The sequence below is a fragment of the Actinomadura verrucosospora genome, assembly GCF_039540335.1.
GTDB lineage: Bacteria > Actinomycetota > Actinomycetes > Streptosporangiales > Streptosporangiaceae > Spirillospora > Spirillospora verrucosospora.
Window position 1 is genome coordinate 65,188 of the sequence record NZ_BAABEV010000015.1, and the last position, 23,327, is coordinate 88,514.

The window sequence follows — 23,327 nt, forward strand, 5'->3', positions numbered from 1 at the left end:
GTGACCTACGAGGCGCGGCTGAGGAAGGACCAGCCGATCTTCGCCGTGTCACCGAGGATTCTCAGGTCCCGCTCCAGGCTGGCGCAGTGCGCGTCCTCGATGTCGTCCTCCGACCGCCGAAGCAGGAACCCTTCACTCTGCGGTTCCAGGCCAATGCTCCTGTTCCCGAACGTGCTGTACATGCCGGGCCGGCCGATGGTCGTCGCCCAGTCCCACTCCCTGTACACGGAAGAGGGCAGGACTTCTTTCATCAGCTGCCGGTCGAAGCGCAGCAGGGGACGCGGGTTGGCCATCGACATGTGCCCGCGGAGCACGTGGTACACCTCCAGGAACTGGTCGAAGGTGCCCTTGCGCAGAACTTTCCCGCGGCGGGTCGCCCGAGGGTCGTCGGAGCCGCGGCTCGCGTCCGTCCCCCGGGTGTCCCGCATCGTCCGGACGTGGACGAGCCTGAACGGGACGCCGTCCTTGCCGATCCGCCACTGGCGGAAGAGCGGCGCACGGCCGTCCTCCAGGAACATCAGCGAAGCTCCGACGGCGGCCGTTGGCACGAACACCGGGGAGATCGCTGTGGCGATCAGCAGGTCGAGCGCCCTTTTCTCAGCGCTGAGAGTCCAGGCGGGTCCGGTCAGATTCGCTCCAGGGAGATCCGAGATCGTTTCCCGGATCGCCCCGAGCCTCTGCTGCAGTGCATGCAGCGGTTCTTGTTCTTTCATTTCGTTTGCGGGCACAGGATCAAGGTGCCCCCTCCTTCAGCCCTACTCTGTCGGCGGGACGAGGGGGAAGCCACCTATTCCGGTCCGTCACTGCATGAGTCTCCGGACGACCGCACACTGCGACGCCGACCGAAATATCGAGGCGACCGCTCAGAATGGCTTGGGCCGGAATCGCGGATCGTTCCCGAACCGGGTCTTCCTACGAAGGCCGAAGCCGCGCTGCCGGTTCGGGTTCCGAGCCGGTCAGGGCCGTACGGGGGCGGGTGGGATGCCGGCCAGGCAGGAGGTGCCGGGGACCCGCAGGTCGCGGATGAAGCCCGTCTGGATCGCGGCCACGCAGCCGCTGGGTTCCTGTTCGGCCACGTGACCGACGTTGGGCACCTCCACCACCGCGGCGCGGCGGAACTGGCGCGCGGCCTGCCGGCCCACGGCCGTCGGGGTGTTGGCGTCCAGGTCACCGGACACGACCAGCACCGGGACGTCGGGGAACGGCCCGCCGGTCGGCTGCACAGGGCCGCGGCGGTCCGGCCAGCGGACGCATGCGTCGCCCTGGTCGTAGCTCATGCTGGTCCAGGCCGTCTTGCCGAACGGCCAGTAGGCCCGCTCGGGCAGTGCCGCGCGCCCGGCGGAGAACTGCCGGAGGCGGGCGGCGACCGGCGCCCGGCGGTTCCACAGCGTCGGGTAGTCGTTGCACATCACGGCCGCGGCCAGTTCGGGATTGAAGGGCTGCTGCTCCTCTCGGTGGAGCGCCGACCCGCTCAGCGGTGCCACCCGCCGGGCGGCGTCGACCAGCGCCGTGGTGTCGCCGCGCAGGGCGTCGCGGACCATCGCGGGAACGTCGCCGATCCCGGCGGGGGCCGATTTGGCCGAGTCGTAGACGATCGCGGCCAGTGCGGTGTCGTCCAGCAGCCGCTGCGGGCCGTCCAGCGTGTAGGGGACCGGGCGTGCGCGCAGCCGCTGGGCGAGCCGCGCGACGTCGCGCAGGACCCGGTCGCCGTCGCAGGCGCCGGCGCTGCGCCCGCACACCAGCCGCAGCGACCGGCGGGCGGCGCTCGCGTTGGGGCGCGCCCACATGTCGAAGTCGAGCGGGTAGGCGCTGGAGAGCACCACCGAGCGCACGCGGCCCGGATGCCGCTGGGCGTAGACGGTCATCAGGTAGGTGCCGTAGGACTCTCCGAGCAGGTCCAGCCGCTCGATCCGCAGCTTGGCACGGACGGCGTCGATGTCGTCGGCGGTCTCGGCCGAGGTGTAGCCGCGCCCGCGAGCCCCGAGGGTCCGGCCGCACTCGCCGATCGCCCGGACGAAGCCGTCACGGGTGGCGGGCAGCGAACCGAGGGCCCCGCAGGCGACCGGGTCGGAGCGGTTCACCCCGCGCGGATCGACCAGGAGAAGGTCGTGGTCCTCCAGCAGGCCGCGGTACATCTGCGCGTACTGGGAGGCGGACGCGATCGCGGAGTTGCCGGGACCGCCGGGGTTGATGGTCACCGTCCCCTTGACGGGCCGGGAGGTGTCGCGGTGCTCGATCAGCGCATAGGCCACGGTGGTGCCGCCGAGTTCGGGACGCGCCCGTACCAGCGGCACCCGCACCGTCCCGCACACCGCACGTGCCACCGGCACGCACTCGGCCGGCCCGCTCCGCGGCGTCCCGGCCGCCCCTGCCTGCCCGGCGGCCATGCCGCCGGACGCGATCACGGCGGTCGCGGCTGCCAGCATGCCCGCCGTCCTGAAGATCAGTCGCATGCGGGGAGCATGATCGCTCGCTGGCCGACCGCGCATCGTCCCGAAAGGGGAACCCGCCGCCGATACCCGAGAGGGACTCGGCCTCGGTGCGCGCCGAGGCCGGGATGCGCGGGCGTCCGCCGCGAGTCGCCCGCCCGTTTCAGCGCGAGGGGCGGGTCGCCCGCACGAAGGCGACCCGGCCGAACCTCAGGTCGGCGTGCGCGACCTCCCGGGCGTCGTCGAACCCGGCCTCGGCGAGCAGCGCGATGACGCCGTCGCCGTGGTCACGGGACGCGACCGGGCCGTGCGCTCCCTGGGAACGCTTCGACCAGGGCAGGTGCCGGAGCGCATGGGCGAGGCCACGGCCGTGGCCGTGCTCGTGGTGGCCCTCGTCCCCGGCGTCGGAGGAGGGCCCGCCGAAGTCGGCGACGGTGACCGTTCCTCCCGGACGAAGTGCGCGCAGCGCGGCGCGCGCGAACGCGCTCCGGCCGTCGTCGTCGAGGTGGTGCAGGGCCAACGCCGAGACCACATGGTCGAGCGAGGCGTCCTCGGCGGGGAGGCGGTCGGCGTACCCCTGCACGAGCGTGAGGTCGACGCCGCGGCGCCGAGCCTTGCGGGCGGCCCTGCGAAGGGCGTCCGCGTCGGGATCGAGACCGGTCACTCGCGCGGCGGGCTGGGCGGCGAGCACGGCGAACGACAGGTTGCCCGTCCCGCAGCCGACGTCGACCACCGTCTGGCCCGGTCCGATGCCGGCGAGCCGGGCGGCGCGCTCGTGCAGGGCGCGGACCCCGACCACCCTGGAGAAGACGTCATAGAACGGGAGGAGCCAGGTCTTGCCCGCTCCAGGCAGGAACGGGCGGTCCCGCTCCTCCGGGGTTCGCTGGTCGAGGATGCGTACGTCCATGGGTGGGTGCCCCTTTGCGCGTCCGGTGGCGGGTCTGCCGCGAGAAGCCGGTGGCAGACTTGGGTGCCGTCACCGTCAAGTCTTGGACATTTCGCGGCCGACCAGCAGGACATACCTTTGGAGTCATGGGACATTCTTCGGTCGGCACCTCGCTGGGCCCCCCGTCGAGGCTGCGCACGACACGGTTCGACGGGACGCCCGTCTACCGCTACCAGCAGCGCCCCGGGCTGCCTCCCGTCACGGTGACCCGCTTCGACGCCGAGACCGCCCACGCCGACCTGCCGCCGGACCACCGGCACGCCCACGACTTCCTCGTCCTCGTCTACGTCGAGGAAGGCGCGGGCTCGGTCGCCATCGGAGGCGTCGAGCGACCGCTGCGCACCGGGGAGGTCCATGCCGTGTCGCCGGGGCAGGTCATCGGCGTCACGGAGGTCGCCGAACTCGCCCACAGCCGCGCGTGGTCGGTGGCGTTCACACCGGACGCCGTTCCCGCCCTGGCCTCGGTCTCCCCGCTGACCTGGACGCACCACCCCCTGCTGGCCCTCTTCGCCCCTGGCGCGGGGCACGCTCGGGTCGCCGAATCCCACCGACCAGGATGGTCGGCGCTCCTGGCGGACCTGGCCGGGGAACTCGCCGACCCGAGCCGTCTCGGGGCGCGCGAGGCCGTCTCCGCCACGCTCACCCGGCTCCTGGTCGCGGCCGCGCGGCTGGCGCCCGCCGCCCCGGGCGGCCCGGACCCCCTCGTCGAGCGGGTCTTCGCCGAGATCGAGGCGACGTTCCGCGAACCGGTCTCCGCCGCGGACGTCGCCCGCGCGCTCGGCTACACCCCCGGACACCTCACGACCGTGCTCCGCAGGCGTACCGGCCGCCCCCTCCTCGAATGGATCACCGAACGGCGCATGATCGAGGTCCGGCGGATGCTGCGCGAGACCGATCTGCCGCTCGACGCCGTGGCCGCCCGGACGGGACTGCGCGACGCCGCCTATCTCGTCCGCCGCTTCCGCAACCGCTACGGCGTCACCCCGCAGCGCTGGCGCCGCGCCGAGCGGGCCTGGCCATGACGACGCGGTGCCGTCGGCGTCCAGCCTCGTCGACGGCGCGTCAGGGCGTCGGCGCGTCCTGCCGGTGAGGGTTGCCGCTGGTAGGGTGCCCAGCGATCCGAGGGGGCGATCATGAGCTGTGCCGCGGAGCGGCGAACCGGACCGAGCGGCAACCGGCCGGCGAAGGTGAGCCTGTTCTTCGCCGGCTTCGGCGTCGCGGCTCTGGCGAGCTTCGCCACGGGCATCGCCTGGATCAATCCGGCGGTGTTCGTCGGTCTGGCGATGCTGTCCGCACTGGCGGCGATCATCGCCGGGCATGTCGGCCGCTTCCGGGGCCGCCGCCTCGACGGGGACGGGCGCGGAATGGCGCTGCTGGGGATCGTCCTGGGCTGGCTGCTGATCCTCGTCTGCGTGCTGGCGGTCGTCGTGGTGCTGGGGCTCATCACCGGCCTGGCCGTGCTCTCCGATGCCGCCGGCAGTGGATGACGCCGGCTCGCCGACTCTCACGTCGCCGGTCGCCGGGCCTTGACGTCGTTCATCCGTCGTAGGGGCTCGACAGAAACGCTTCGCAGTCGGATTCCCGGGAGCTGTCGTCCTGCATGGCGCAGGCCTTCATCCAGTTGCGGCCCCGCACGAGATCCAGGTAGCTCACCAGGGCCGCGCGAGCTCGTGCCTCGTCTCGTTCCTTCGCGGCGTGACCCTTGGAGACGAAGGACCACACCCCGATGAGGCAGCAGATCAGGAGGACAGCGAGCCAAGCTGACCGGCGCGGGCGTGCCATGGCGGTGAGGCTACGCGATGCGTCCCCGACGAGATACGACGATCACGGATCGCCGTCGACGGCAGCGCCATGTCACGACAGCGTGCAATCGTCTCCGCTTCAACGGCCTTCGCTCGCCAACAGCAATGAAAACGATTAGCGCCTTGAAACGATCTTCCGTATCGCTTGGGTCACGCTCCTGTGAGCGACTGGAAGATCGGGTCAGAATCCGGACGTTTTCGGTTACGTTTACGGCCATATCGGGCCCCCTCGCAAGGAGTACCCCCATGCGCACGAAGACGCGCCGTCTGGCCACCACCGTGGCCGCCTCTGCCCTGCTCGCAGGCGGTCTCGGCTACCTGGCCACCCCGGCCATGGCCTACACCGAGAAGTGCACCAGCTCGCAGGACACCACGATCGGCACTCCCGGCACCAACGTCAGCGTCCACATCAAGCTGTGCATCGTCGACAGCGGCGGCTACCACCAGGCGGTCGCCAACGGGACCTTCAGCGGTGGAGGCGGCACGACCGACAAGTTCGACAACTTCGACCTCAAGGTCCGGGTGGAGCGGTACGACTCCGTCTACGACACCTACACCTGCGACTTCACCAACCTGATCAACAACAACAGCAGCAGCGCCTTCTCGTGCGGCTGGGCCGTCTCCGGATCCTCCCTGAACTACGGATGGAGCGCCGACGGGGCGGTGAACTACGACATCAACCTCGACGGCCTGGGCGGCAAGACCTGGAACCTGACGGGCACCCCGACCATCTACTGAGCGGAAAACACGCGAGGCGTCCCTCCACCCGGATGGACGCCTCCCCGCACGCCGGGGGCCTGGAGCCGCCCCCGAAGCGACGGGCGCCGCCAGCCCAACCCTCGACGGTACGGTCAAGCGATCAGTGGCCGTATCGGAGGGCATCATGGCGGGTCCTGCACCTGGGAAGATCGAGCACTATGTGCAGATGTTCAAGCGATTGAGCGACCTCTCGGAGTACTTCTCCATCGAGGAGAACCTGTCGTGGACGGTGGTGCGCCCTCACAGGGCGCAGCTGACCGTGGAAGAAGTCGTACGCCGATTGCACGGCGAACCGGACGCCATCACGACGGACCGGCCCGCCGATTGCGTCTCCAACCTCGAATACGACGACCTGGCTGACACGGTTTTCCTTGAGCAGCGCGGCGACGCGGTCATCATCGTGGGATTCGGCACCGACACCGCCGAGGAAGAGACGCTGCGGCGGCTCAGCCAGAGCGCCACCGTTCACACGGTGTTCTGGGCTATCAACAACTTCAACAGGCTCTCCTACATCGTCGACGGCGCGGTGGTCACCGAACTGGACACCCTGTGCCCCCTGGACCGGTGGGGTACCGACCCGGAGGCACTGACCGACCACCTCGATGCGTTGCTCGACCTCCACGAGCGTTCCGACCCGGGCCCGGACTGGGAGACCGCGATGGCCACCCTGGAGTCGTTGACCGGCCAGCGCCTCGACGCCGACTGGTTCACCCGTCCACAACTGCTCGCAAAGGTGAACCGCCGTTAGCCGCGCCACTCTGTTGTCATGACCGCGTTCCTCAATTGAGAGGCCGACGGCGACATGCCGCCGCCAAGTTCGGAGTTTCGGCAATGCTTTTCGACGTCGCCCGCAGCGAACACGTCACCTTCTTCGGCGAGGAACGGCTCGCGACCCTGCCCGCCACCGCTTTCCCGCCATCCGCCGCGGGAACTGAGGGCGCCCGTCTCCTGCAGACCGTCGGCGTACCCACCGGGACGTTCTGGTTGCGTGAACCCGACGAGGAATCCGGTCGGCTGGCCCTCGTCCATGAGGTTGTCAATACCGAGGACTTCGAGGAAGCGGGCGAATGGCCCGTCATTGGCTGGCTCCTCAACGCCCATCTCGCCCTCGACCCCGGTTCCGGCAAGGTGCACGCCTTCGATCCCGACGAGGAGACCGCGCAAGAACTCCACACGGACGTCTCCTCTCTCGTCCAGGTCACCTTCCGTTTCCAACGCCTGCTCGACGAGTTCACCTTCAGCGGCGACGAGGAAGCCGAGTTCGAGCGCCTGGAGCGCGAGGTCGCGCGTATCTGTCAGGAGACGAGCAGCATCGACCCGCTCCCCTTCCAGGACGACGAGACCGTCTGGTCGGTGGTAGGCGACGAAATCGCCGCGGGCCAGCGCTTCAAAGGCGACAGCCCGGGAGCCCGCTCGCATCGCTGATTGGGGCCGTCGAGTCGATTTTCGGGGCCCTAAGGCCCTAGGGGTCGGGCATCGCGCTCCGTAGCGTTCCTGCTGATCAGTCGGGGGACCGATTAAGCAAGGAGCAGCATCCATGCGCCAGACCGCAATCCTGATCGGCCTTTCCGCCGCCGTTGTGACGGCCGGAGGGCTGATCTCGGCGACGACGCTGGGCCCCACGCCTCTGAAGGCGACGTCGATAGGTGCCCAGGAGGCCGAGGAGTTCGTCGTCCACGTGACTCCGGGAGGGAAGGCGGGGACGTCCGCCAAGCGGGGGAACACCGCCTCGTCCATGGCCGAGGCGGAGAAGATCCTGGAGGACAAGGGGGCGTCCAAGGCCACGGTGCTCGTCAAGGGCGGCACCTACAAGGACGAGGAATTCGAGTGGGACTACGCCCCGGCGGGCGGGGAGTTCACCGTCCGGCCCGAGTCGGGGACGGGTCGCGTGGTCTTCGACGGCGGCGGCCGCGACGGATACTGGGCCACCGTGCGCCCCGGCGCAGCGAAGATCCACTTCAGCGGCATGACCATCCAGAACTACACCGCGGGCGGCATCCTGTTCAGGGGCGACAAGGCCACCCGCAAGAAGATCAGCGGCGGTTCCGTCCGGGACATGACCTTCCGCAGGATCGGGACCAAATACGGTTCCGGCACTGAGGGGTACGGCGCCGTCCACATGTACTACTCGTGGAACATGAAAATCGAGAGGAACAACTTCTGGAACCTGGAGAACGACACGGTGCTCAGCCGCATCCACGGCGTCTACTTCTCCAACGGCTCTGGAAAGAACTCCGTTTCGGGCAACGCCTTCTACAAGGTCAGCGGTGACCCGGTGCGGGCCAGCGACGGTGCGAGCGGAAACCGGGTGACCGGCAACAAGTTCCAGACGACCGGCTGGTACGGCCTCTTCTCCTACTTCAAGTTCGACCGCGACCCGGTGTGCGGGAAGGACAACTACTTCGCCGGCAACACCTACGGGAAGGTGTACCCCCGCCCCGGCCGCAAGAAGAGCTTCAAGAACCAGCCCGTCGATTGGGACAAGCGAGGAAAGCGCGGCGCCTGCAAGCCCGACCCGATCAAGGTCGGTCCGGGCAACCGGTACCGCCCCAACCTGCGCATCAGCATGGTAGGCACCGCCGGATGACCCTCACGGCCGACCGCGTCTAGACGCACAATGCCCGCGTGACCCGTCCCAGAATCCGCGTGGCCGCCTACGTGATCAGACATCGCGACGCACCCGAACTCCTCGTCTTCGACCACGTGGGCATGCCCCAAGCCGGCACCCAGATCCCCGCCGGCGGCGTCCACCCCGGCGAGGATCTGGAACAAGCCGTCCTGCGCGAGGTCTACGAAGAGACCGGCCTGCGCACCGTCACGGTCGTCAACCAAATCGCCGTGGAAAACAAACCCCACCCCAACACCAACCAGCCGCGCAGGACCACGTACTTTCACCTTCAAGCGCCCGCAACCACCGCAGACGCATGGAACCACACGGTAAGCAGCGATGGAGACGACGCCGACCTGACCTTCGCCTGCCGTTTCCACCCGCTACCGCTGACCCAGCCCCTGGCAGATAACCAAGACACCTGGCTGAACAGCATCAACCCCCAATGGGCCACCACGACCAACAACTGACACTAAACCGCCGTACCAGGGGTGGTGCCCACCGGCAGTCAGCGAACATCGGTTAAGGACAAGCGCACGGCGCCGTCCTCTGTCCAAAGGAACGAGTCGAGGGCGTTGACGTTAGTGGAGTGCGGGATCCAGTTCGTCCCGGCAGAGCTCCAGGAGTCCGAGACGCGCAGGCGGGGCGTCGGTTGGCAGGACAGGCCCCTCGAAATCGGAGGCGGACCAGCGGCCGACCCGGCCGCTGGTCACGCTCGTGTTCAGTGCAGGCGGGCCTTGCGTAGCAGGCCGACGAGGCCGTGCTTCTCGTCGTTCGGGCCGGCCGAGAACCAGACGGCGTCGGTGCCACCGGTCGTCGGCGTCCCGCGCAGGAGCGACCACAGGCCGTCGATCTCGATCGGGCGGCCGTCTGGCCGGCGCAGCGCGCCCCGCCAACGGCCATGCCGGGTGAAGGCGTTGATCCGGCCGTCGCCGAAGTTGCCGACGAGGACGTCTCCGGCGAAGCCGCCGAATGATCGGGGCGCGATCACCAGCCCCCACGGCGCGTTCAGCGGACCGCGGGAGGCGAAGCGGTGATGGAAGCGACCGAACCGCCGGTACTCCACGACGAAGCCGAGCCCGGGGCCGGGGACGTCGTCCTCGGCGTCCGCATCCTGCTTGGCGTAGGTGACGAACACGGAGCGGCCGAGGACGGCGACGTTGAACGGCGCGAAGCCTCGTGGGATCGACGGGTCATTGAAGCGCTTGCCGGGCAGCCTGAGCCGCCGGAACCTACCGTCGAAGACGTCGATGCGCCCGTTGTGGAAGTCGGTCGCCAGCAGGAAGGCCCCATGGCGGGTGTGCAGCAGCGCCAGTCCCTTGTAGATAGCGCCTCGCGCGCCCGCCACGCGGACTGCGGTGGTCCCCGTGTTGCGGTTCCATGCGGTGATCGCGCCGCTCTCGCTGCTGAAGATGAAGGTGGCCGGCGCGCCCTTCACCGCGAACTCGGCGGTGTTGTTGAACACCTCTCCGGTGGGCGCGCCGCCCTCGATGGTGACTTCCAGCGCCTGCTTCTTCACGCCTTTCGCACCGCCCGCGTACACGGTGGCGACGCCGGTGCCGTTGTTGGCGGCCCACAGCGGCCCGGTCGGGCTGAGCGCCAGGCCCCATGGGTTGACGAGCTTGGGGTCCTGAAGAGGCGCCCGGCCTGGGATGTCGGAGACCAGGTCGGTCTCGGTGAACCGGGTGTGCCGGCCCAATCCGTCGGCGCGGCCCGGGGATTCGGCGGACGCGGGACGGGTCGGGGCCATTCCTGCCAGCAGGGCCAGGGCGGCCATGAGCATACCTAGAGTTCTTCGCATTCAGATCTCCCTGAATCGATCAGCGGGTCCGGTCGGACCGCGGCGATAATTACCCCGGGCAGGTTCGGCGAATCCGGCCGCCGCACCACGCGACGGAATCCTGACCAACAACGATGGCCGCTTTACGTTTTGGGGCGATCAGGGCGCCGCCCCGTAAACCCGAGCCCGAGGAACCAACCTCATGAGCTGGAAACCACCAACTCGGCCCGCCCGGACACCCAACTTGCGGCCTGAGCTGCAGGAAGGCAGGGCGAGGGGCCATCCACGGTCAGAGCGCCAGAAGCCCCGCGGCAACGATCGCCCCGCTTTCGCGCACCCAACCACGCAAGGCGATCGTCCCGGACCTCAGCCATGGGATCGCGCGCGAGTCAGGAGATTGACGCCCTCACACCAAGCCTCGGTAGCGGCGTCAGATGCCTACACCTTTGCAGTAATCACTCTTACTAGATTGGTCGGCCACTGGAGACCACGATCTGCTCCGCCCTATTTCTCGCGGGGGAAATTTCGCGAGTTAGATCAACACCATATATTCAAGGGACCTGGCCTCGTTCAGCTAAAAGTCGGCGTGGCGTCAGGGTGTCCTTGTCCAGGAAGGTCAGCCCGAAATGTCACCGAGAAGGCGCGCGAACCCGGCCTCGCCCGGTCCGGCGTACCCGCCGACCAGGACGAGTGGCGGCGCGGCTGGCCTGCGCCGGTTGCTGTCAAAATGAGACGCCCCGGGCCGTGTGGCTCCGGGGCGTTTTCGCTGGTCTTTGAGGTGGGCAGGGGCGGGGTCGAACCGCCGACCTTCCGCTTTTCAGTGAACGACACTTCGACCCACGCACACCCCAGGTGACCTGCTAGGGCTCTGCTAGCAGGCGGCGGATAGACGGCGACTTGCGCACAAGTTCCGCACGATCAGGCGGGAACGCCCCTCTGCCGAGATCGCCAGCCGCCCCCTCCCGCCAGTCTCGCCGTACTTTGGTCGGTGTTCAGAGGACGGCTCAGAGGCTCGAACGCTGTGGTTGATCACACGCCCCCGGAGTCCGCTGCGTGCTCGACGGGAGGGCATGGGACCCGCGCGGCCCCCCACCGCAGATTCCGCAGATTCCGCAGAAAGCCGTATCGAGGCTGCCGAGGGAGGTACGCCCAGGTCACGAGATGTCCGCGGCTGTCCCCGCGCTGCCGCAGAAGCGCCGTCGCTCCGGCAGCCCTGCGGGCATCCGTGCAGGTCAAAGGATTATGCGGATCTCTGCGGCAATACGCGGCATGCGACCCCCGAAGGCAGCAGCCCGGCCGGCCAGCGGCCCGGGAGGTTCTGTGGATTCTGCGGATTCTGCGATGCGGTGCGTCAGACCCTGGCGACGTCCGTGAGGCGTCGCCACGCGCTCACGCGGTCAGGCACGGTGCCGACGTGCCGCGCCAGCTCGACCACGCGGTTCTGGACCTGTGACGGTGCGCGTCCAACGCTACGGCAGGTGTCGGGGCATGTTGAGCCTAGCTACATGGGATGAGCAACGTTCGACTGACTAGCAACGATGTAGATGTTGTGCAGCTTCCGAGATTCGTGATCGCCGCCGTGTTTATTGTAATCGGCGCCCTGATTTCCATACCCTTCCTTCCGGATAACGTCAACGAGTTGCCGTGGTGGGCAAAAACTCTAATGGTATTTGTGATCACGCCCGTTCTTGTAACGGTGATCTCCGGAGAACTGCGGAAGTCCAAACGGCCTGAACGTGATATCGAAGCAGAGCGACTTAGGCGTGCTGCGGGATTGCCCTCCGCTCGCGGCGATGATGAGTCGATAACCAGGCGACAAGAAAGGGAGCTGCGCAAGGAGATTAAAAATCTGGAAAAGACTTTGGTGCGCATTGAGAAAGAGAAATATGAAAAAGGCGATGCAGTCAAAGAGATAGTAACTATAAAGGATGAGTTGTCGAGTATACGAGAAAGGCTCGACAAGAGTCAGTCGAGAGAAGAGCCGCGCTCGGATGACCACCGTCCAGGTTGGGCAACCCTGGTCGAGGTCTACATACAAGCCACGAAGCATCTAGGGAGTAGCTACCGAATAGGCCAGTCCTTCGCTGTTGCTGGCGGCCTGCTTTTCTTGCTCGGAATCGGACTTGCTCTGTTTCGGCCGCATGGCAATCAGACGGCCGCGATTCTAGCGGCTATAGGGGGATCGATAACCAACGTAACCTCTGGAGTATTCTTTTCTCAAACGAACAGGGCGCGCGAATATCTTGAACGACAGGCGAAATCTCTACGCGAAGATATTCTGATACGTGAGTTTGTGAAACAATCCGAGGAAGTGATCGCAAAGGTTGACGATGGAGCACGCCGAGATGAGTTGAGGGCGCAGGTAGTGCTACGCATACTAGGTGGCGCTAATGCGGAGCTGATCGCTGTTGATGAACTTCCCGAAACGCGCCGGCCATGGACCACGCGGTTTCGGCTCCCTTTCCGTGATCATTCGCGGGGTTCTGCCATTCGCGAATGATCTTATGTGGTCGGGGTCGATCCTTCGCTGTCCAGTCCCAGCCACCAGCGGCGTAGTACTTCTCCGGTGACGTACGTAAAAGTGTGCAGATACATTGGCAGCCGGTGTGCTGGCCAAGTTGCCCCTCCAGAAGAAGCGCTTCGCGCTGGTAGATGTTCCATTGCAATGCCATTTTTGTCCAAGAATGGAGGTACGCAAAGAGGGAGTGGAAAAGGAATCCCGCCATGTAGATCGCGAGATCTGTGGTCGTAGAGTACGTGCAGAAAATCCTCCATTCTGGGCCAATCAACTCGCCCTACGTCCGGGCGTGTGAGGGGTGGTTTCGGAAGATGTTCTATGATGAAGTCGATCATCTTGCTTTCTGCGCCCAGTATGCGGGACAGGGATTTCGCGACAACTGGCAAAGCATCGGAATTTCTTTTGACGAGCTTGTTATGCAAGCCTCTGTGGCGGCGTCTGAGCTGGGCCACAGGGTCCGGGTGAACCGTTGTGTCCCAACGGTCGGCTGCTGCCTCTAGTGCCCCGAACAGTTTTATCCAGGATACGCGCGGATCAAGGTCCGCCCACCAGAGTGCATCTCCATATTGGCGAGCAGCACGCATAACCGCGACTGCATCGAGCGAAGAGGCGTTGGCGTATGCAGTTAGATAGTGTTCGCTATCTATTATCGACGCCCTATCTTCGATTGATGGAAGGATTTGCCGCCTCAGGGGTCGACCCAACTGCGGAGGGTGATGTTCGGCGAAGTTTGGATGGCCTAGTTGGTCACCTTCGAAGCATTGTCGCAGTACGCCTCCAGAGCGAAACCTTCTGGCTGTTGCGAGGGCTAGAAGAGAAGAAATCTGATCGCCGATGTCGCCGCCAACGTAAGCTGTAGTTTCCTGATCCTCTAGCAGGGAAGTTGTGGGCTCCGGATCTGACAAGTGATCGCGGACGCGTAGTACGAGCGACAGCCTTGAGTCACCGGCAGTCGGCCGGTTCGTGGGATAAGCATGGAGTAGTTCGTAGGGACCGAAACTTAGCTCACCGACAATCTCTGCATCGGAGTAGACGCCAAATTCCTCCCAAATGGGCGAGATCATCGGCGTTTGTGTGCGAGAAGTTGATCGCGCTGGATTCCCGAGACGTTGCGCCTGCCAGTTAAGCCAGGAGTGCGGACCCCTTAGAGAGGTGTCACCAGTGCTCTTGCCTCCTGAGAATTCGTTCATGCTTGGGTCTGTGGGAAAGAGTTCGTGATCTGTCATGGTGCAACAGTAGACGAGCGGCGACGGCCTTTAAAGTCGTTTACAGGAATCCGAGGTGGGCAGCCCACTGTAAGTCTCACCGCAGTGGAGTAAGCAGGCCTGGGCCATGAAGTACCCGGACCAGTACTTGCGGGGCGTGGGACATAGTCCCGCGACCCTGACATCTTATCTTGCGAGAACCTTGATATTGTTGCTGGCGTTAGCTGCTTGCCCTCTGATCCACCTTGTACGTCTGACTACCACTATCGACGTTTCTTCGGCTTCGCCGATATGCTCGCTTCGAAGATAGAGGGGCGGACTTATGAACCTCTTGCAGGCGAGCTATTAGTTCGCTGAGCGCTTGTCGTGCCTCCTCATATTCAAGCTTGTGGAGGTCTATCTCACAGTAAACACGGGCGTCCTGCTGTACGGCGAGGTATGCGTTCGCTGCCGTGTGTGCCTCGTCGGTTCGACGTGCCAGATTGAGCAGTGTAAGTACAGCGCTAAGGCTGGCCGCTGCCAGAGCCGCCAAAGCAGCCCATGCACGTCCTAGTGCTGTCATCAAAGCGACAGCGCCCGCGATTGCGGCGAGTCCTGTTGCGGGTATGCCAATGATGTAGTTCAGGCCGCGCCATATTTTCGCCTGCTCGAACTGATTTTGCCCACTCCACATGGCTGACTCTTCGACACGCCGTCCCTCGGAAAGTAGGCGTTTGAAGTCCGCATCATCCATAGGATGGGAACCTCCCATTGAACACCTTGTTCCAGTGCTCGAAGGCGGTTCTTGTTTTTCCCTCGTCCTCTGCCTCGCGAGCCTGGTTTGCGCGATTGAGAGCTGTGGTGAGCTTGGAGAGTGCATCTTGGCGATACGCGTCTGTTGAGGCTGCGCTTACGTAGCCCGAAATGCCCATGGGATCCACCATCTGTGCCAGTCGGCAAGATATGAGGTGGCGCAACGCGTTCGTAACGTCGTACGAGTATATAATGGGCTTCTGACTCGAAGCCCATTTCGCTGTTCGCAGCTCCAGGTAGAATGATGAGATCGGAATATTGTTATAGTATTTTATCGCCTTCATGAGTCTGATCAGATTTTTGAGCCTCTTGTCGAGATCATTATTGACATAGGATACGTAGGCGTTGTGAACTCTAGGACTCGATTTGAGCCAGCCCCCGCTCCCGTCGGGAATCTTATAAATGCTTGCACTCTGCGCGGTTTGGTTCGTGTAGTACGCGGGAGTGATCTCCATTTTTTCGGAGGCGTCCGTTCCGAAGTCGCAGACAACTGCCGGGGTGCGGACATAGATATTCGTGGCAGGGAAGCGTTCTTTGAGTACATCCCTGACGACGACGAGCATCCTTGCTGAATTATCTCGTTGATTCTGTAGAGGAATGCTAGCGAAATAGTCGACGTCGCTATAATTTCGCACGTCTGTGCCGTTGCTGGATGATCCAGTGCCGAAGAAGTTTGTGACTGCGAGGGAGGTTTTTAGTTTCGCGGACACACTCTCGCGGTGACCGGATAGAGCGTTCTTCTGGGCTGGAGTCGGGATGAGCCAGCTTGAAAGCGTAGCGAATCCACTCTCGATGGTCGTTACCATCAACACCCCGCTTAACTCGTGGGCTCTTCACCTCGGTGGCTCTGTCTGCTGACCGAGAAAGCTCCAGCTTAGAAGCGTAGGCCTGCCTTGACCTGGTGTGCTGCGAAACGGCCGGATTCGGCCGCCGATTCGGGTACAAGTGCGGACACGAGAAGCTTCGGCCGATCGGGATCGGCCGAAGCTTCTCGGTGAACTGGAAGGGTGTCGCCTTGTTAGCGGCCCAGATAGTGGAACGTGGGCTTTGGGTGCATGAGGAAGTCGTGGTGAGAGATGTTCCATGCGTACGCGCCGGCCATGGAGAAGGCAACCAGGTCGCCAACTGCGATGCGGTTCGCGGGGACGTCGCGTGCGAAGACGTCCTTTGGTGTGCAGAGTTGGCCGACGAGAGTCACCGGCTCATTGGCGACCGCAGGCCCATCGCTGTCGAGGGCGAGGACGTCGGACGGGTGGTTGTGCTGCTTGGTGACCGGCGTCCGGATGTGCATGGTTCCGCCGCGTAGGACGGCATACCACTGGCCGTATGCCTTCTTTACGTCGAGGACCTCGGTTACGTACCAGCCGGCATAGACGCTGATGGAGCGGCCCGGCTCGATGCGCAGTGTCTCGCCAGGCTGGGCGAGGGCGGCGACCTCGGCACCGTACTGCTTCCAGTCGAATCGGGTGTCGGGTGTGCTGTAGTCGACCGCCATGCCGCCGCCGAGGTTGAACTCACGCGGCCCGGTGTGACCGATCCCGTCGAGCCATGCACGGCCCCACGCGAGGATCTCCGCGGACTGGGCCGTCATGGCGGCCGCGTCCAGGCCGGAAGCTAGGTGTGCGTGGATTCCGCGTAGGCGCACGCGCGGAGAGGCGGTCAGAATGTCGGTACAGGAGTCCATGAGTTCGGGGTCCATGCCGAACGGGCCGCTCATGGCCAGTGCGACGCCGCTGCGGTCGCCGGCGAGGTTGACCCGTAGAAGGATGTCGACCTCACGTCCCGCCGTCTCGGCGATGCGTGCGAGGCGAGACAGCTCGTACGGGCTCTCGACGTGGATCCGCTCGACGCCGAGGTTGAGCGCCAGTTCGAGTTCGTCATCGGTCTTGCCGGGGCCGCCGAACGCCAACCGAGCGTCCGGCAAGGCCTCGCGCACGTGCGCCAGCTCGCCGCCGGACGCGACCTCGATGCCATCGACGTACGGGGCGAGCGCACGCAGGATCGGGGCGTCCGGATTGGCTTTGGCGGCATAGAAGATCTCCGGCGCGCCCGGTGCCGAGAGTGCCGCTTTGACCTCGGCTGCGTGGCCCCGGAGTGCGGCCAGGTCGTAGACGAACGCGGGTAGGTGCGCGTCTGCGGCGAGCGTCCGGGCGTGGTCTTCGACGAGTCGCGTGATCATGGGTGTGGTCTCCGGGTGTCAGGCGAGCGGGAACTCGTACTGGGCCGTGAGGTAGTGAGCGGGGGCGACAGAGATCGTGACCTCGACGGCGCGGCCCTCGGCGGTCATGCCCACGTGGGTTATCTCCACCACGGTACGTTCCGGGCTGATTTCCAGCGCGCGCGCTTCGGTGTCGGTGGGCAGCCGACTGGGCGTGATCTCCTCGCGTGCCGTGACCTGCGGGTAGCCGAGTTCGCCGAGAGCGCTCTTGACCCCGCCCACGATGACCGGCCCCTCCTCCTCCAGGACTGTCCCGCCGGCGATTTCCAGCGGGAACCAACTGGCGTTCAGCCGGACGGGGATGCCGCTGGCCAGCAGGCGCCGGCGCCGGACAAGACAGTTCACCTCGCCGGCGGGGAGGTCGAGCAGCTCGGCGACGCGCGCCGGCGGTTCGGCGTGCTCGGTGGTGATCTCGTGTTGAGGCTCCAGGCCGCGCGCTCGCACTTCGGCGTCGAACGCGCCGCGGGCGCCGTTGTTCTCGCGCTGCGCGCGGTCGTACCGCGCCGGCGAGTGAAGCATGGGCGGTAGCCACGTGACCATGGTTCCGCGTCCCTGACGGGGCCGCACGATGCCCTCGGCCGCGAGCATCTGCATGGCCCGGTTCACCAAGCTGCGGGAGGCGCCGTAGCGGTCCGCCAGCTCTGGTTCGGCGGGGAGGACGGACCCCGTCGGGTACGTCCCCTCGGTGATCTCTTCGCGGATTTTCGCGGCGATCTCGCGGAAGCCGTGGCGCTCTGAGTTGGGCATCTACCTGCCCCTTTCTGCTGTCTGGGTGCTGCTTAGATCCACCTAACCAGACGAAACGCCAAACGCCAAACGACTGGCGTGTCTTGACAGTCGTGCCGTTCTGGGCGCACTCTGGCTCACGTCAAACGACAAACGTTTGACGTATCTTCAACGTCAGGAGTCGTCTCGTGATTCCGCAGAAGTCCAGCAGCATCCCGCAGTGGCTCGCCGGCATCGCGGTCGCGATCTTCGCGATCAACAACCCCGAGAAGGCCGCCGAACTGGTCAACCAGGTGATCCACGCGATCACCACCTTCTCCGGATCGCTGGGCTAACCAGCGATGACCGCTTACCGCTCGCATGCGCTCGCCCTCGGCGCACAAGCCACCAAGCCCGCCGCCGAGGGCCGCGCCATCAAACCGATCACTCACTCGAACGAGGTGCCCGTGTCCCGTCATCTGTCCCCCTTCACTGCGCTGGCCGGTCTCGACCTGCGCGGAATGCCCATCACCGGCGCACAGTGCCGGTTCGACCCCGAGTTGCACACCGGCCCGAACGCCGAGGAGACGCCCGACGAGCGCGCGGCCCGTGAGCTGGTCGCCGCCGAGGTGTGCCAGACCTGCCCGCTGCAGAGCGCGTGCTTGGAGCTGGCGATCCGGAACCGCCCCGAGTCCGGAGTGTGGGCCGGTTTCACCGCGGCTGAACTCGCCATCCTTGCCGACCTGATCGACGCCACCGACTCCGACCTGTCCGACCTCGACCTGAACGAGGTGGCCTGACCGTGACGACCACCACGCCCGCCGAGACGGGACGCGCCGAGGTGCAGGTCACCACGTTCGGGTACCTGCACGGGGACCCGCCCGCCGGCGCGCACATCGTCCTCGACCTGCGCCACCACTTTCGTGACCCGCACGCCGTGCGCGGCCTGCGCGACCTGACCGCCCGCGACGCCGAGGTCCGCGCCGCGGTGCTGGCCACGGCCGGTATCCGGCCGCTGATCGACGCGACCGGCGCTGCGGTGTTGGCCTACTTGTCCGGCCCGTCCGCCGGTCCGGTCATGGTCGCTGTCGGCTGCGCCGGCGGCCGCCACCGCGCCGCCACTGTGGGCAGCGTTCTCGCCGCGATGCTGGCCGACCTCGACGTCCCGGTGACGCTCGCGCACCGCGACATCGCCAAAGCGGTGGTGCAGCGATGACCGCCGTGATTCTCCTGCTGGCCGTACTCGCCATGGCGGGGTGGCTGTGCCTGTCCCCGGTCCGCCTCGCCGTCGCCGGCGCGGTGCTGCTGGTCGCGCACCCCGTGCCGACGTTCGTCCTCACCGCGGTGGCGGTGCTCGGGGTGACGGTGGTCGGCGTGCGGCTGGCCTACCGGTCGCTGAGCGAGGGCGGTTGGTATCTCGTCACGGTGCAGCGACCCGCCTACGCCACGAGTCGTGCGGGGGGTGTGGCGTCATGACCCGCCGCCGTAGCTTCGCGCGGTTCTTCGACCCGACCGGCGCCCGTTTCGGGATCCCCACGTGGCCGTGGCGCATGGCGCCGCCGCACCTGCTGACCTTCCGCCAGCTCGCCGCGCGTGGGCTGCGTCCGGGCGGTCAGCCGGTCGTCGGACAGGTGCTGTGGAACTCCCGCCGCTACCGGAAGGGGGTGCGCGCCGCGTATCTGTACGACGTGCGTCTGGCGCTGCACAAGCGCGTTCCGACCGACCGGCAGCGCGAGGCCCTCGGCAAGGCGCTGGCCGCCCGACGGCGCTGCCCCGACTGCGGGCGTGACGCCGGTTACGTCCTGCCCCGCCACCTCGGCACCTGTCTGGACTGTGCCGACGGAGTGACCTCGACCCGTACCCCCCTGGAAGGGAGGCACGCAGCATGACCGCTTCGCCGCTCCACATTGCGGCGGCCCTCGGCGCACAGGCCACCAACCCGCACGCCGCCGAGTCGACCGCCCTGCTCCGACCGATCACGAACCCCAACGACACCTCGCTCAGCACGCCGAGGACCACGCCCGACCGCGCCGAGGACGCAGCTTCGCAGGGACGTGCGCTCTCCAGCAACGAGTTCACCGCGGTCGCAGTGGTCGCCGCGCTGGTGGGCGTGCTCGGACTGCTCGGATTCGTCAACAGCTTCGCCGCGGTCGCCGACGCCGCCCGCCCGTCGTTCGGGGGCTTGGCGTGGTCGGTGCCGCTCGGCATCGACCTGGGCATTGGCATCTTCGCCGCGCTCGACATCGTCCTTGCCCGGCTGGACATGCGGGTTCGGTGGCTGCGGTTCATCCCGTGGGCGCTGACCGCCGCGACGGTCTATCTGAACGTGGCCGAGGAGTCGACGGTGTTCGGCCGCATCGCGCACGCGGTGCTGCCGGCGCTGTGGGTGTGCGCGGTGGAGATCGCCGCGCACGTGATCCGGATCCGCGCCGGCATCGCCGCCGGAACCCGCATGGACGGGATCCGCGCCTCGCGGTGGATCCTCGCCCCCTGGCCCACCATGAAGCTGTGGCGCCGGATGGTGCTGTGGGAGATCCGCTCCTACCCCGATGCCCTGAGCCGTGAGCGCGCCCGCGTGCTCGCCCTGACCGACCTACAGGACACCTACGGCCGGTGGGCATGGCGCCGCCGCGCACCCCGCCGCGTCCGCGCCCTGTACCGACTCGGCGACCTCGCCCCCGCCCCCGAGACGGGTGGACCGGCCGCCGAGGTGACCGCCGCCCCGTCCGCTCGCCAGGTGGTGGACCGTCTGGGCGTCGCCGAGGTGGACCGTCCGGCGCTGGAGTCCGAACCGCGCACCCCGCCGACCGCCGGACCGTCCAACGCGCCGTCCACGCCGCGCAAGCGGACCGGCGCGGCCCGGTCCACCACCGGAAAGGGTGGACGGTCCCGCGCCCGTAAGGCCGCCAAGACCCCGCCGCCGGACGTGGACGACCTCATGCCGCTGGGCTGGCGCATCGCCGCCGACCTCGACGCCGCTGACGAACCCCTGACCCGCAACACCCTGGCTGCTCGACTGCGCGCCGCCGGACAGACCGCCGGCAATGCCCGCGTCGGCGCCCTGCTGGCCCGCCTCAAGACCGAAGCCCCCACCGACAGTCCGCCCGCCGCGGCGCCGTCCGCCGAGGGAGAGAACGCATCATGAGCTTCGCCAAGGCCATGGGCGAGGTCGTCCGCCTGCCCGTCCAGCACGCCGACCACACCGCCGACCTGGCGCCCGCCCTCGACACCCCGCCCACCGCGCCCGGCGGCACCGGCGCCGGTCTCCCGCCGACCGACCCGCCGCGCCCCTTGCCGTTCGGCGACCCCGGCGACGGGAACGGGGACGGGGACGGGGACGACGGCGAGGCGATTGAGGGCCGCGTCCTTGTCGACAGCCCGGACACCTACCGCCCGGACGCGCGCGCCCGCCGGCTGGCCGGCGAGAGCGCCAAGCGTCGCCCGATCATCGCGCCGTGGCTGCGTGACCGTGGCGAGGCTGAGGCGACGATCCGGTGGGCGGTCGGGTACGCCGGTCACATCACCGGTTACCACGCCGCCCGGATCCCGCTGTACTCGCTGCGGCTGGCGCTGCGGTCACCGCGAGGGCTGTACCGAGTGGCCGCGGGAACGTGGCGGTGGACCTACGACATCGAGTCGCGCCCGCTGCGCACGCACGCCATCGACCGCAACAAGGACGAGATGTTCTTGAAGCTGATGAGCGAGCGTAACGACCGCGTCCGGTCTCGGTTGTTCGTCACCGGCGCTGGTCTGGCCGGTACGGGGTTGGCCGCCGCCGCGGTATCGGCCGCCGGTGGGCTGACGCAAACCGTGGTGCTGGCCGCGCTGGTGGCGGTGCTGGGGTGGATTGGTACCCCCAAGGACAAGCGCATCCTCGACACCGCGGTGACCGCGAACAAGGCGCCCAAGCTCACGAGCGAGGTGGTGGTGCGGGCGCTGGCGTCGCTGGGCATCGCCGAGATCAACCGTGCGATCGGCAAGGGCGGCGAGGGCATCGCCTTCCCGGCACCGATCACCCGCGACGGCCCCGGCTGGCGCTCCGACATCGACCTTCCGCACGGTGTCACCGCCGACGCCATCATGGAGAAGCGCAAGGAACTGGCGTCTGGGCTGCGGCGCCCGATCGGGTGCGTGTGGCCGGAAGCCGGCGAGGAGGAAGAGCACGCCGGCCGCCTGGTGCTGTGGGTCGGTGACCGACCCATGGCCAAGGCCAAGCAACCCGCGTGGCCGCTGGCCAATGCCGGCAAGGTCGACCTGTTCGCCCCCGCCCCGTTTGGCACCGACCAGCGCGGCCGGTTCATGGACGTCACCCTGATGTTCGTCTCGGTGATCATTGGTGCGATCCCGCGTATGGGCAAGACGTTCATCCTGCGTCTGCTGGCCCTGATCGCTGCCCTTGACGTACGCGCCGAACTGCACCTGTACGACCTGAAGGGCACCGGTGACCTGTCGGCCCTGGAACCGGTCGCGCACGCCTACCGCGCCGGCGACGACGACGAAGACATCACCTATGCGCTGACCGACATGCGCGGGTTGCGCAAGGAGATGCGGCGCCGCACCAAGGTCATTCGGGAGCTGCCCAAGGACCGCTGCCCGGAAAACAAGGTCACCACCGAACTGGCGTCGGACAAGTCACTTGGGCTGCACCCGATCGTCATCGCGGTGGACGAGTGCCAAGTGTGGTTCGAGCACAAGAAGCACGGCGCCGAGTTCGAGGAGATCTGCACCGACCTGGCCAAGCGCGGCCCGGCGACCGGCATCGTGCTGATCCTGGCCACCCAGCGGCCCGACAAGGCCGCCATCCCCACCCCCATCTCCGGCGTTGCTGGCATGAGGATCTGTCTGAAGGTCATGGACCACACCGCCAACGACCTGATCCTGGGCACCTCGGCGCACAAGACGGGGTTGAAGGCCACCATGTTCAGCCTCAACGACAAGGGCATCTGCTACCTACGCGGCGAGGGCGACGCCGCCCGCATCGTCCGGTCGATGTACATCGACGCGCCCGCCGCCGAGACCATCGCGCTTCGCGCCCGCGCGATGCGCGCCGCGACCGGCTACCTGACCGGCTACGCCGCCGGCGTCGACCTCGACACCGCCGACACCAGTGACGACGGCGCCACTCTGCTGACCGACATCGCCAGTGTCACCACCGACGCCGAAGACAAGATCTGGTCCCACGTCATCGTGGATCGCCTCGCCGAGCTGCGTCCTGCGGCGTACGGCCCGTGGGCCGCCCGGCCCGAGGGTGCCAGCGACGCCGAACACAAGACCGCCAAGGCCACCACGCTGGCCGCCGCGCTCAAGCCGCACGGCATCCGCACCGTCCAAGTGAATCGGACAGCATCAAACGGCGAGCGTGAGAACAGCCGCGGCATCGTCCGCGCACACATCCTCGACGCCCTCGACAACGCCGCCGACCCCGGCCGCTGACCGCCCGCCGGCGCCGCCGAACCTGGTCTACGGGTAGCCGGTCACCCCGCTACCCGTAGACCCCCCTTGTAGACCCTCAAACCGATCATGACCAGCGCCGTAGCGCGTAGACCCCGCACGCCCTAAACCCGC

The 23,327-nt window shown here is 67.0% G+C and carries 24 protein-coding genes; 15 read left to right on the forward strand and 9 right to left on the reverse strand.

Annotated elements, in window-relative coordinates; all coding sequences use genetic code 11:
* Positions 1–5: 5 nt before the first annotated feature.
* From ABD944_RS18325 to ABD944_RS18335, 3 genes are all read right to left on the reverse strand, one after another.
* Entirely contained in the window at positions 6–713 is a 708-nt protein-coding gene (locus tag ABD944_RS18325) for a sugar transferase (protein ID WP_345178178.1), read from the reverse strand.
* Positions 714–956: 243 nt separating this feature from the next.
* Positions 957–2,453: an alpha/beta fold hydrolase gene (locus ABD944_RS18330; RefSeq protein WP_345178020.1), complete on the reverse strand. Its 1,497-nt coding sequence runs from the start codon at positions 2,451–2,453 to the stop codon at positions 957–959.
* A 139-nt stretch (positions 2,454–2,592) separates the two neighbouring features.
* Complete coding sequence (locus ABD944_RS18335) at positions 2,593–3,336, reverse strand: class I SAM-dependent methyltransferase (protein ID WP_345178022.1); 744 nt, start codon at positions 3,334–3,336, stop codon at positions 2,593–2,595.
* Positions 3,337–3,461: 125 nt separating this feature from the next.
* Here ABD944_RS18335 and ABD944_RS18340 point away from each other — a divergent pair, with 125 nt between their 5' ends.
* Both ABD944_RS18340 and ABD944_RS18345 read left to right on the forward strand, forming a co-directional pair.
* Entirely contained in the window at positions 3,462–4,397 is a 936-nt protein-coding gene (locus ABD944_RS18340) for a helix-turn-helix domain-containing protein (protein ID WP_345178024.1), read from the forward strand.
* A 111-nt stretch (positions 4,398–4,508) separates the two neighbouring features.
* Positions 4,509–4,862, forward strand: coding sequence for a DUF4190 domain-containing protein (locus ABD944_RS18345; protein WP_345178026.1), 354 nt, complete (start codon positions 4,509–4,511; stop codon positions 4,860–4,862).
* 49 nt (positions 4,863–4,911) lie between these two features.
* On the opposite strand, the gene ABD944_RS18350 is transcribed toward ABD944_RS18345, so the two are convergent.
* Positions 4,912–5,157, reverse strand: a complete 246-nt coding sequence (locus ABD944_RS18350; protein WP_345178027.1) for a hypothetical protein — start codon at positions 5,155–5,157, stop codon at positions 4,912–4,914.
* A 266-nt stretch (positions 5,158–5,423) separates the two neighbouring features.
* Here ABD944_RS18350 and ABD944_RS18355 point away from each other — a divergent pair, with 266 nt between their 5' ends.
* From ABD944_RS18355 to ABD944_RS18375, 5 genes are all read left to right on the forward strand, one after another.
* Complete coding sequence (locus ABD944_RS18355; RefSeq protein WP_345178029.1) at positions 5,424–5,915, forward strand: hypothetical protein; 492 nt, start codon at positions 5,424–5,426, stop codon at positions 5,913–5,915.
* A gap of 124 nt (positions 5,916–6,039) precedes the next feature.
* On the forward strand, positions 6,040–6,684 hold the full coding sequence (locus ABD944_RS18360; protein WP_345178031.1) for a DUF6461 domain-containing protein: 645 nt from the start codon (positions 6,040–6,042) through the stop codon (positions 6,682–6,684).
* Between the two features lie 83 nt (positions 6,685–6,767).
* Positions 6,768–7,361: an SUKH-4 family immunity protein gene (locus ABD944_RS18365; protein ID WP_345178032.1), complete on the forward strand. Its 594-nt coding sequence runs from the start codon at positions 6,768–6,770 to the stop codon at positions 7,359–7,361.
* A gap of 112 nt (positions 7,362–7,473) precedes the next feature.
* Positions 7,474–8,523 (forward strand): right-handed parallel beta-helix repeat-containing protein, encoded by a 1,050-nt coding sequence (locus ABD944_RS18370; RefSeq protein WP_345178034.1) that lies wholly within the window; start codon positions 7,474–7,476, stop codon positions 8,521–8,523.
* Between the two features lie 38 nt (positions 8,524–8,561).
* Positions 8,562–9,014, forward strand: a complete 453-nt coding sequence (locus ABD944_RS18375; RefSeq protein WP_345178036.1) for an NUDIX hydrolase — start codon at positions 8,562–8,564, stop codon at positions 9,012–9,014.
* A 251-nt stretch (positions 9,015–9,265) separates the two neighbouring features.
* Here the strand turns inward: ABD944_RS18375 and ABD944_RS18380 are convergent, their stop codons facing one another.
* Positions 9,266–10,345 carry a TIGR03118 family protein gene (locus ABD944_RS18380; protein WP_345178038.1) on the reverse strand — a complete coding sequence of 360 codons (1,080 nt, stop codon included), beginning with the start codon at positions 10,343–10,345 and terminating at the stop codon, positions 9,266–9,268.
* A 1,489-nt stretch (positions 10,346–11,834) separates the two neighbouring features.
* Here ABD944_RS18380 and ABD944_RS18385 point away from each other — a divergent pair.
* On the forward strand, positions 11,835–12,824 hold the full coding sequence (locus tag ABD944_RS18385) for a TRADD-N-associated membrane domain-containing protein (RefSeq protein WP_345178040.1): 990 nt from the start codon (positions 11,835–11,837) through the stop codon (positions 12,822–12,824).
* 1,443 nt (positions 12,825–14,267) lie between these two features.
* Here the strand turns inward: ABD944_RS18385 and ABD944_RS42440 are convergent.
* From ABD944_RS42440 to ABD944_RS18400, 4 genes are all read right to left on the reverse strand, one after another.
* Positions 14,268–14,798, reverse strand: a complete 531-nt coding sequence (locus tag ABD944_RS42440; RefSeq protein ID WP_378190798.1) for an SLATT domain-containing protein — start codon at positions 14,796–14,798, stop codon at positions 14,268–14,270.
* The gene (locus ABD944_RS18390; RefSeq protein ID WP_345178042.1) at positions 14,773–15,645 is read right to left on the reverse strand and encodes an SMODS domain-containing nucleotidyltransferase; all 873 of its coding nucleotides are present in this window, start codon (positions 15,643–15,645) and stop codon (positions 14,773–14,775) included. The genes ABD944_RS42440 and ABD944_RS18390 overlap by 26 nt, the downstream gene beginning before the upstream one ends.
* Positions 15,646–15,857: 212 nt before the next feature.
* On the reverse strand, positions 15,858–17,018 hold the full coding sequence (locus ABD944_RS18395; protein WP_345178043.1) for a type III PLP-dependent enzyme: 1,161 nt from the start codon (positions 17,016–17,018) through the stop codon (positions 15,858–15,860).
* Positions 17,019–17,036: 18 nt separating this feature from the next.
* Complete coding sequence (locus tag ABD944_RS18400; protein WP_345178045.1) at positions 17,037–17,804, reverse strand: GntR family transcriptional regulator; 768 nt, start codon at positions 17,802–17,804, stop codon at positions 17,037–17,039.
* Positions 17,805–17,971: 167 nt separating this feature from the next.
* On the opposite strand from ABD944_RS18400, the gene ABD944_RS18405 reads away from it, so the two are divergent.
* The 7 genes from ABD944_RS18405 to ABD944_RS18435 are packed head-to-tail and all read left to right on the forward strand — an operon-like array spanning position 17,972 to position 23,195.
* The gene (locus tag ABD944_RS18405) at positions 17,972–18,118 is read left to right on the forward strand and encodes a hypothetical protein (RefSeq protein WP_179279241.1); all 147 of its coding nucleotides are present in this window, start codon (positions 17,972–17,974) and stop codon (positions 18,116–18,118) included.
* A 6-nt stretch (positions 18,119–18,124) separates the two neighbouring features.
* The gene (locus tag ABD944_RS18410) at positions 18,125–18,562 is read left to right on the forward strand and encodes a WhiB family transcriptional regulator (protein ID WP_345178049.1); all 438 of its coding nucleotides are present in this window, start codon (positions 18,125–18,127) and stop codon (positions 18,560–18,562) included.
* A 2-nt stretch (positions 18,563–18,564) separates the two neighbouring features.
* Positions 18,565–18,978 (forward strand): RapZ C-terminal domain-containing protein, encoded by a 414-nt coding sequence (locus ABD944_RS18415; protein ID WP_345178051.1) that lies wholly within the window; start codon positions 18,565–18,567, stop codon positions 18,976–18,978.
* A complete protein-coding gene (locus ABD944_RS18420; protein ID WP_345178052.1) occupies positions 18,975–19,238 on the forward strand; it encodes a hypothetical protein in 264 nt (87 codons plus the stop codon). The genes ABD944_RS18415 and ABD944_RS18420 overlap by 4 nt, the downstream gene beginning before the upstream one ends.
* On the forward strand, positions 19,235–19,651 hold the full coding sequence (locus tag ABD944_RS18425; protein WP_345178054.1) for an RRQRL motif-containing zinc-binding protein: 417 nt from the start codon (positions 19,235–19,237) through the stop codon (positions 19,649–19,651). The genes ABD944_RS18420 and ABD944_RS18425 overlap by 4 nt, the downstream gene beginning before the upstream one ends.
* Entirely contained in the window at positions 19,648–20,907 is a 1,260-nt protein-coding gene (locus tag ABD944_RS18430; RefSeq protein WP_345178057.1) for a DUF2637 domain-containing protein, read from the forward strand. Before ABD944_RS18425 ends, ABD944_RS18430 begins: the two co-directional genes overlap by 4 nt.
* Positions 20,904–23,195 (forward strand): cell division protein FtsK, encoded by a 2,292-nt coding sequence (locus ABD944_RS18435; RefSeq protein ID WP_345178058.1) that lies wholly within the window; start codon positions 20,904–20,906, stop codon positions 23,193–23,195. Before ABD944_RS18430 ends, ABD944_RS18435 begins: the two co-directional genes overlap by 4 nt.
* Positions 23,196–23,327: the final 132 nt, after the last annotated feature.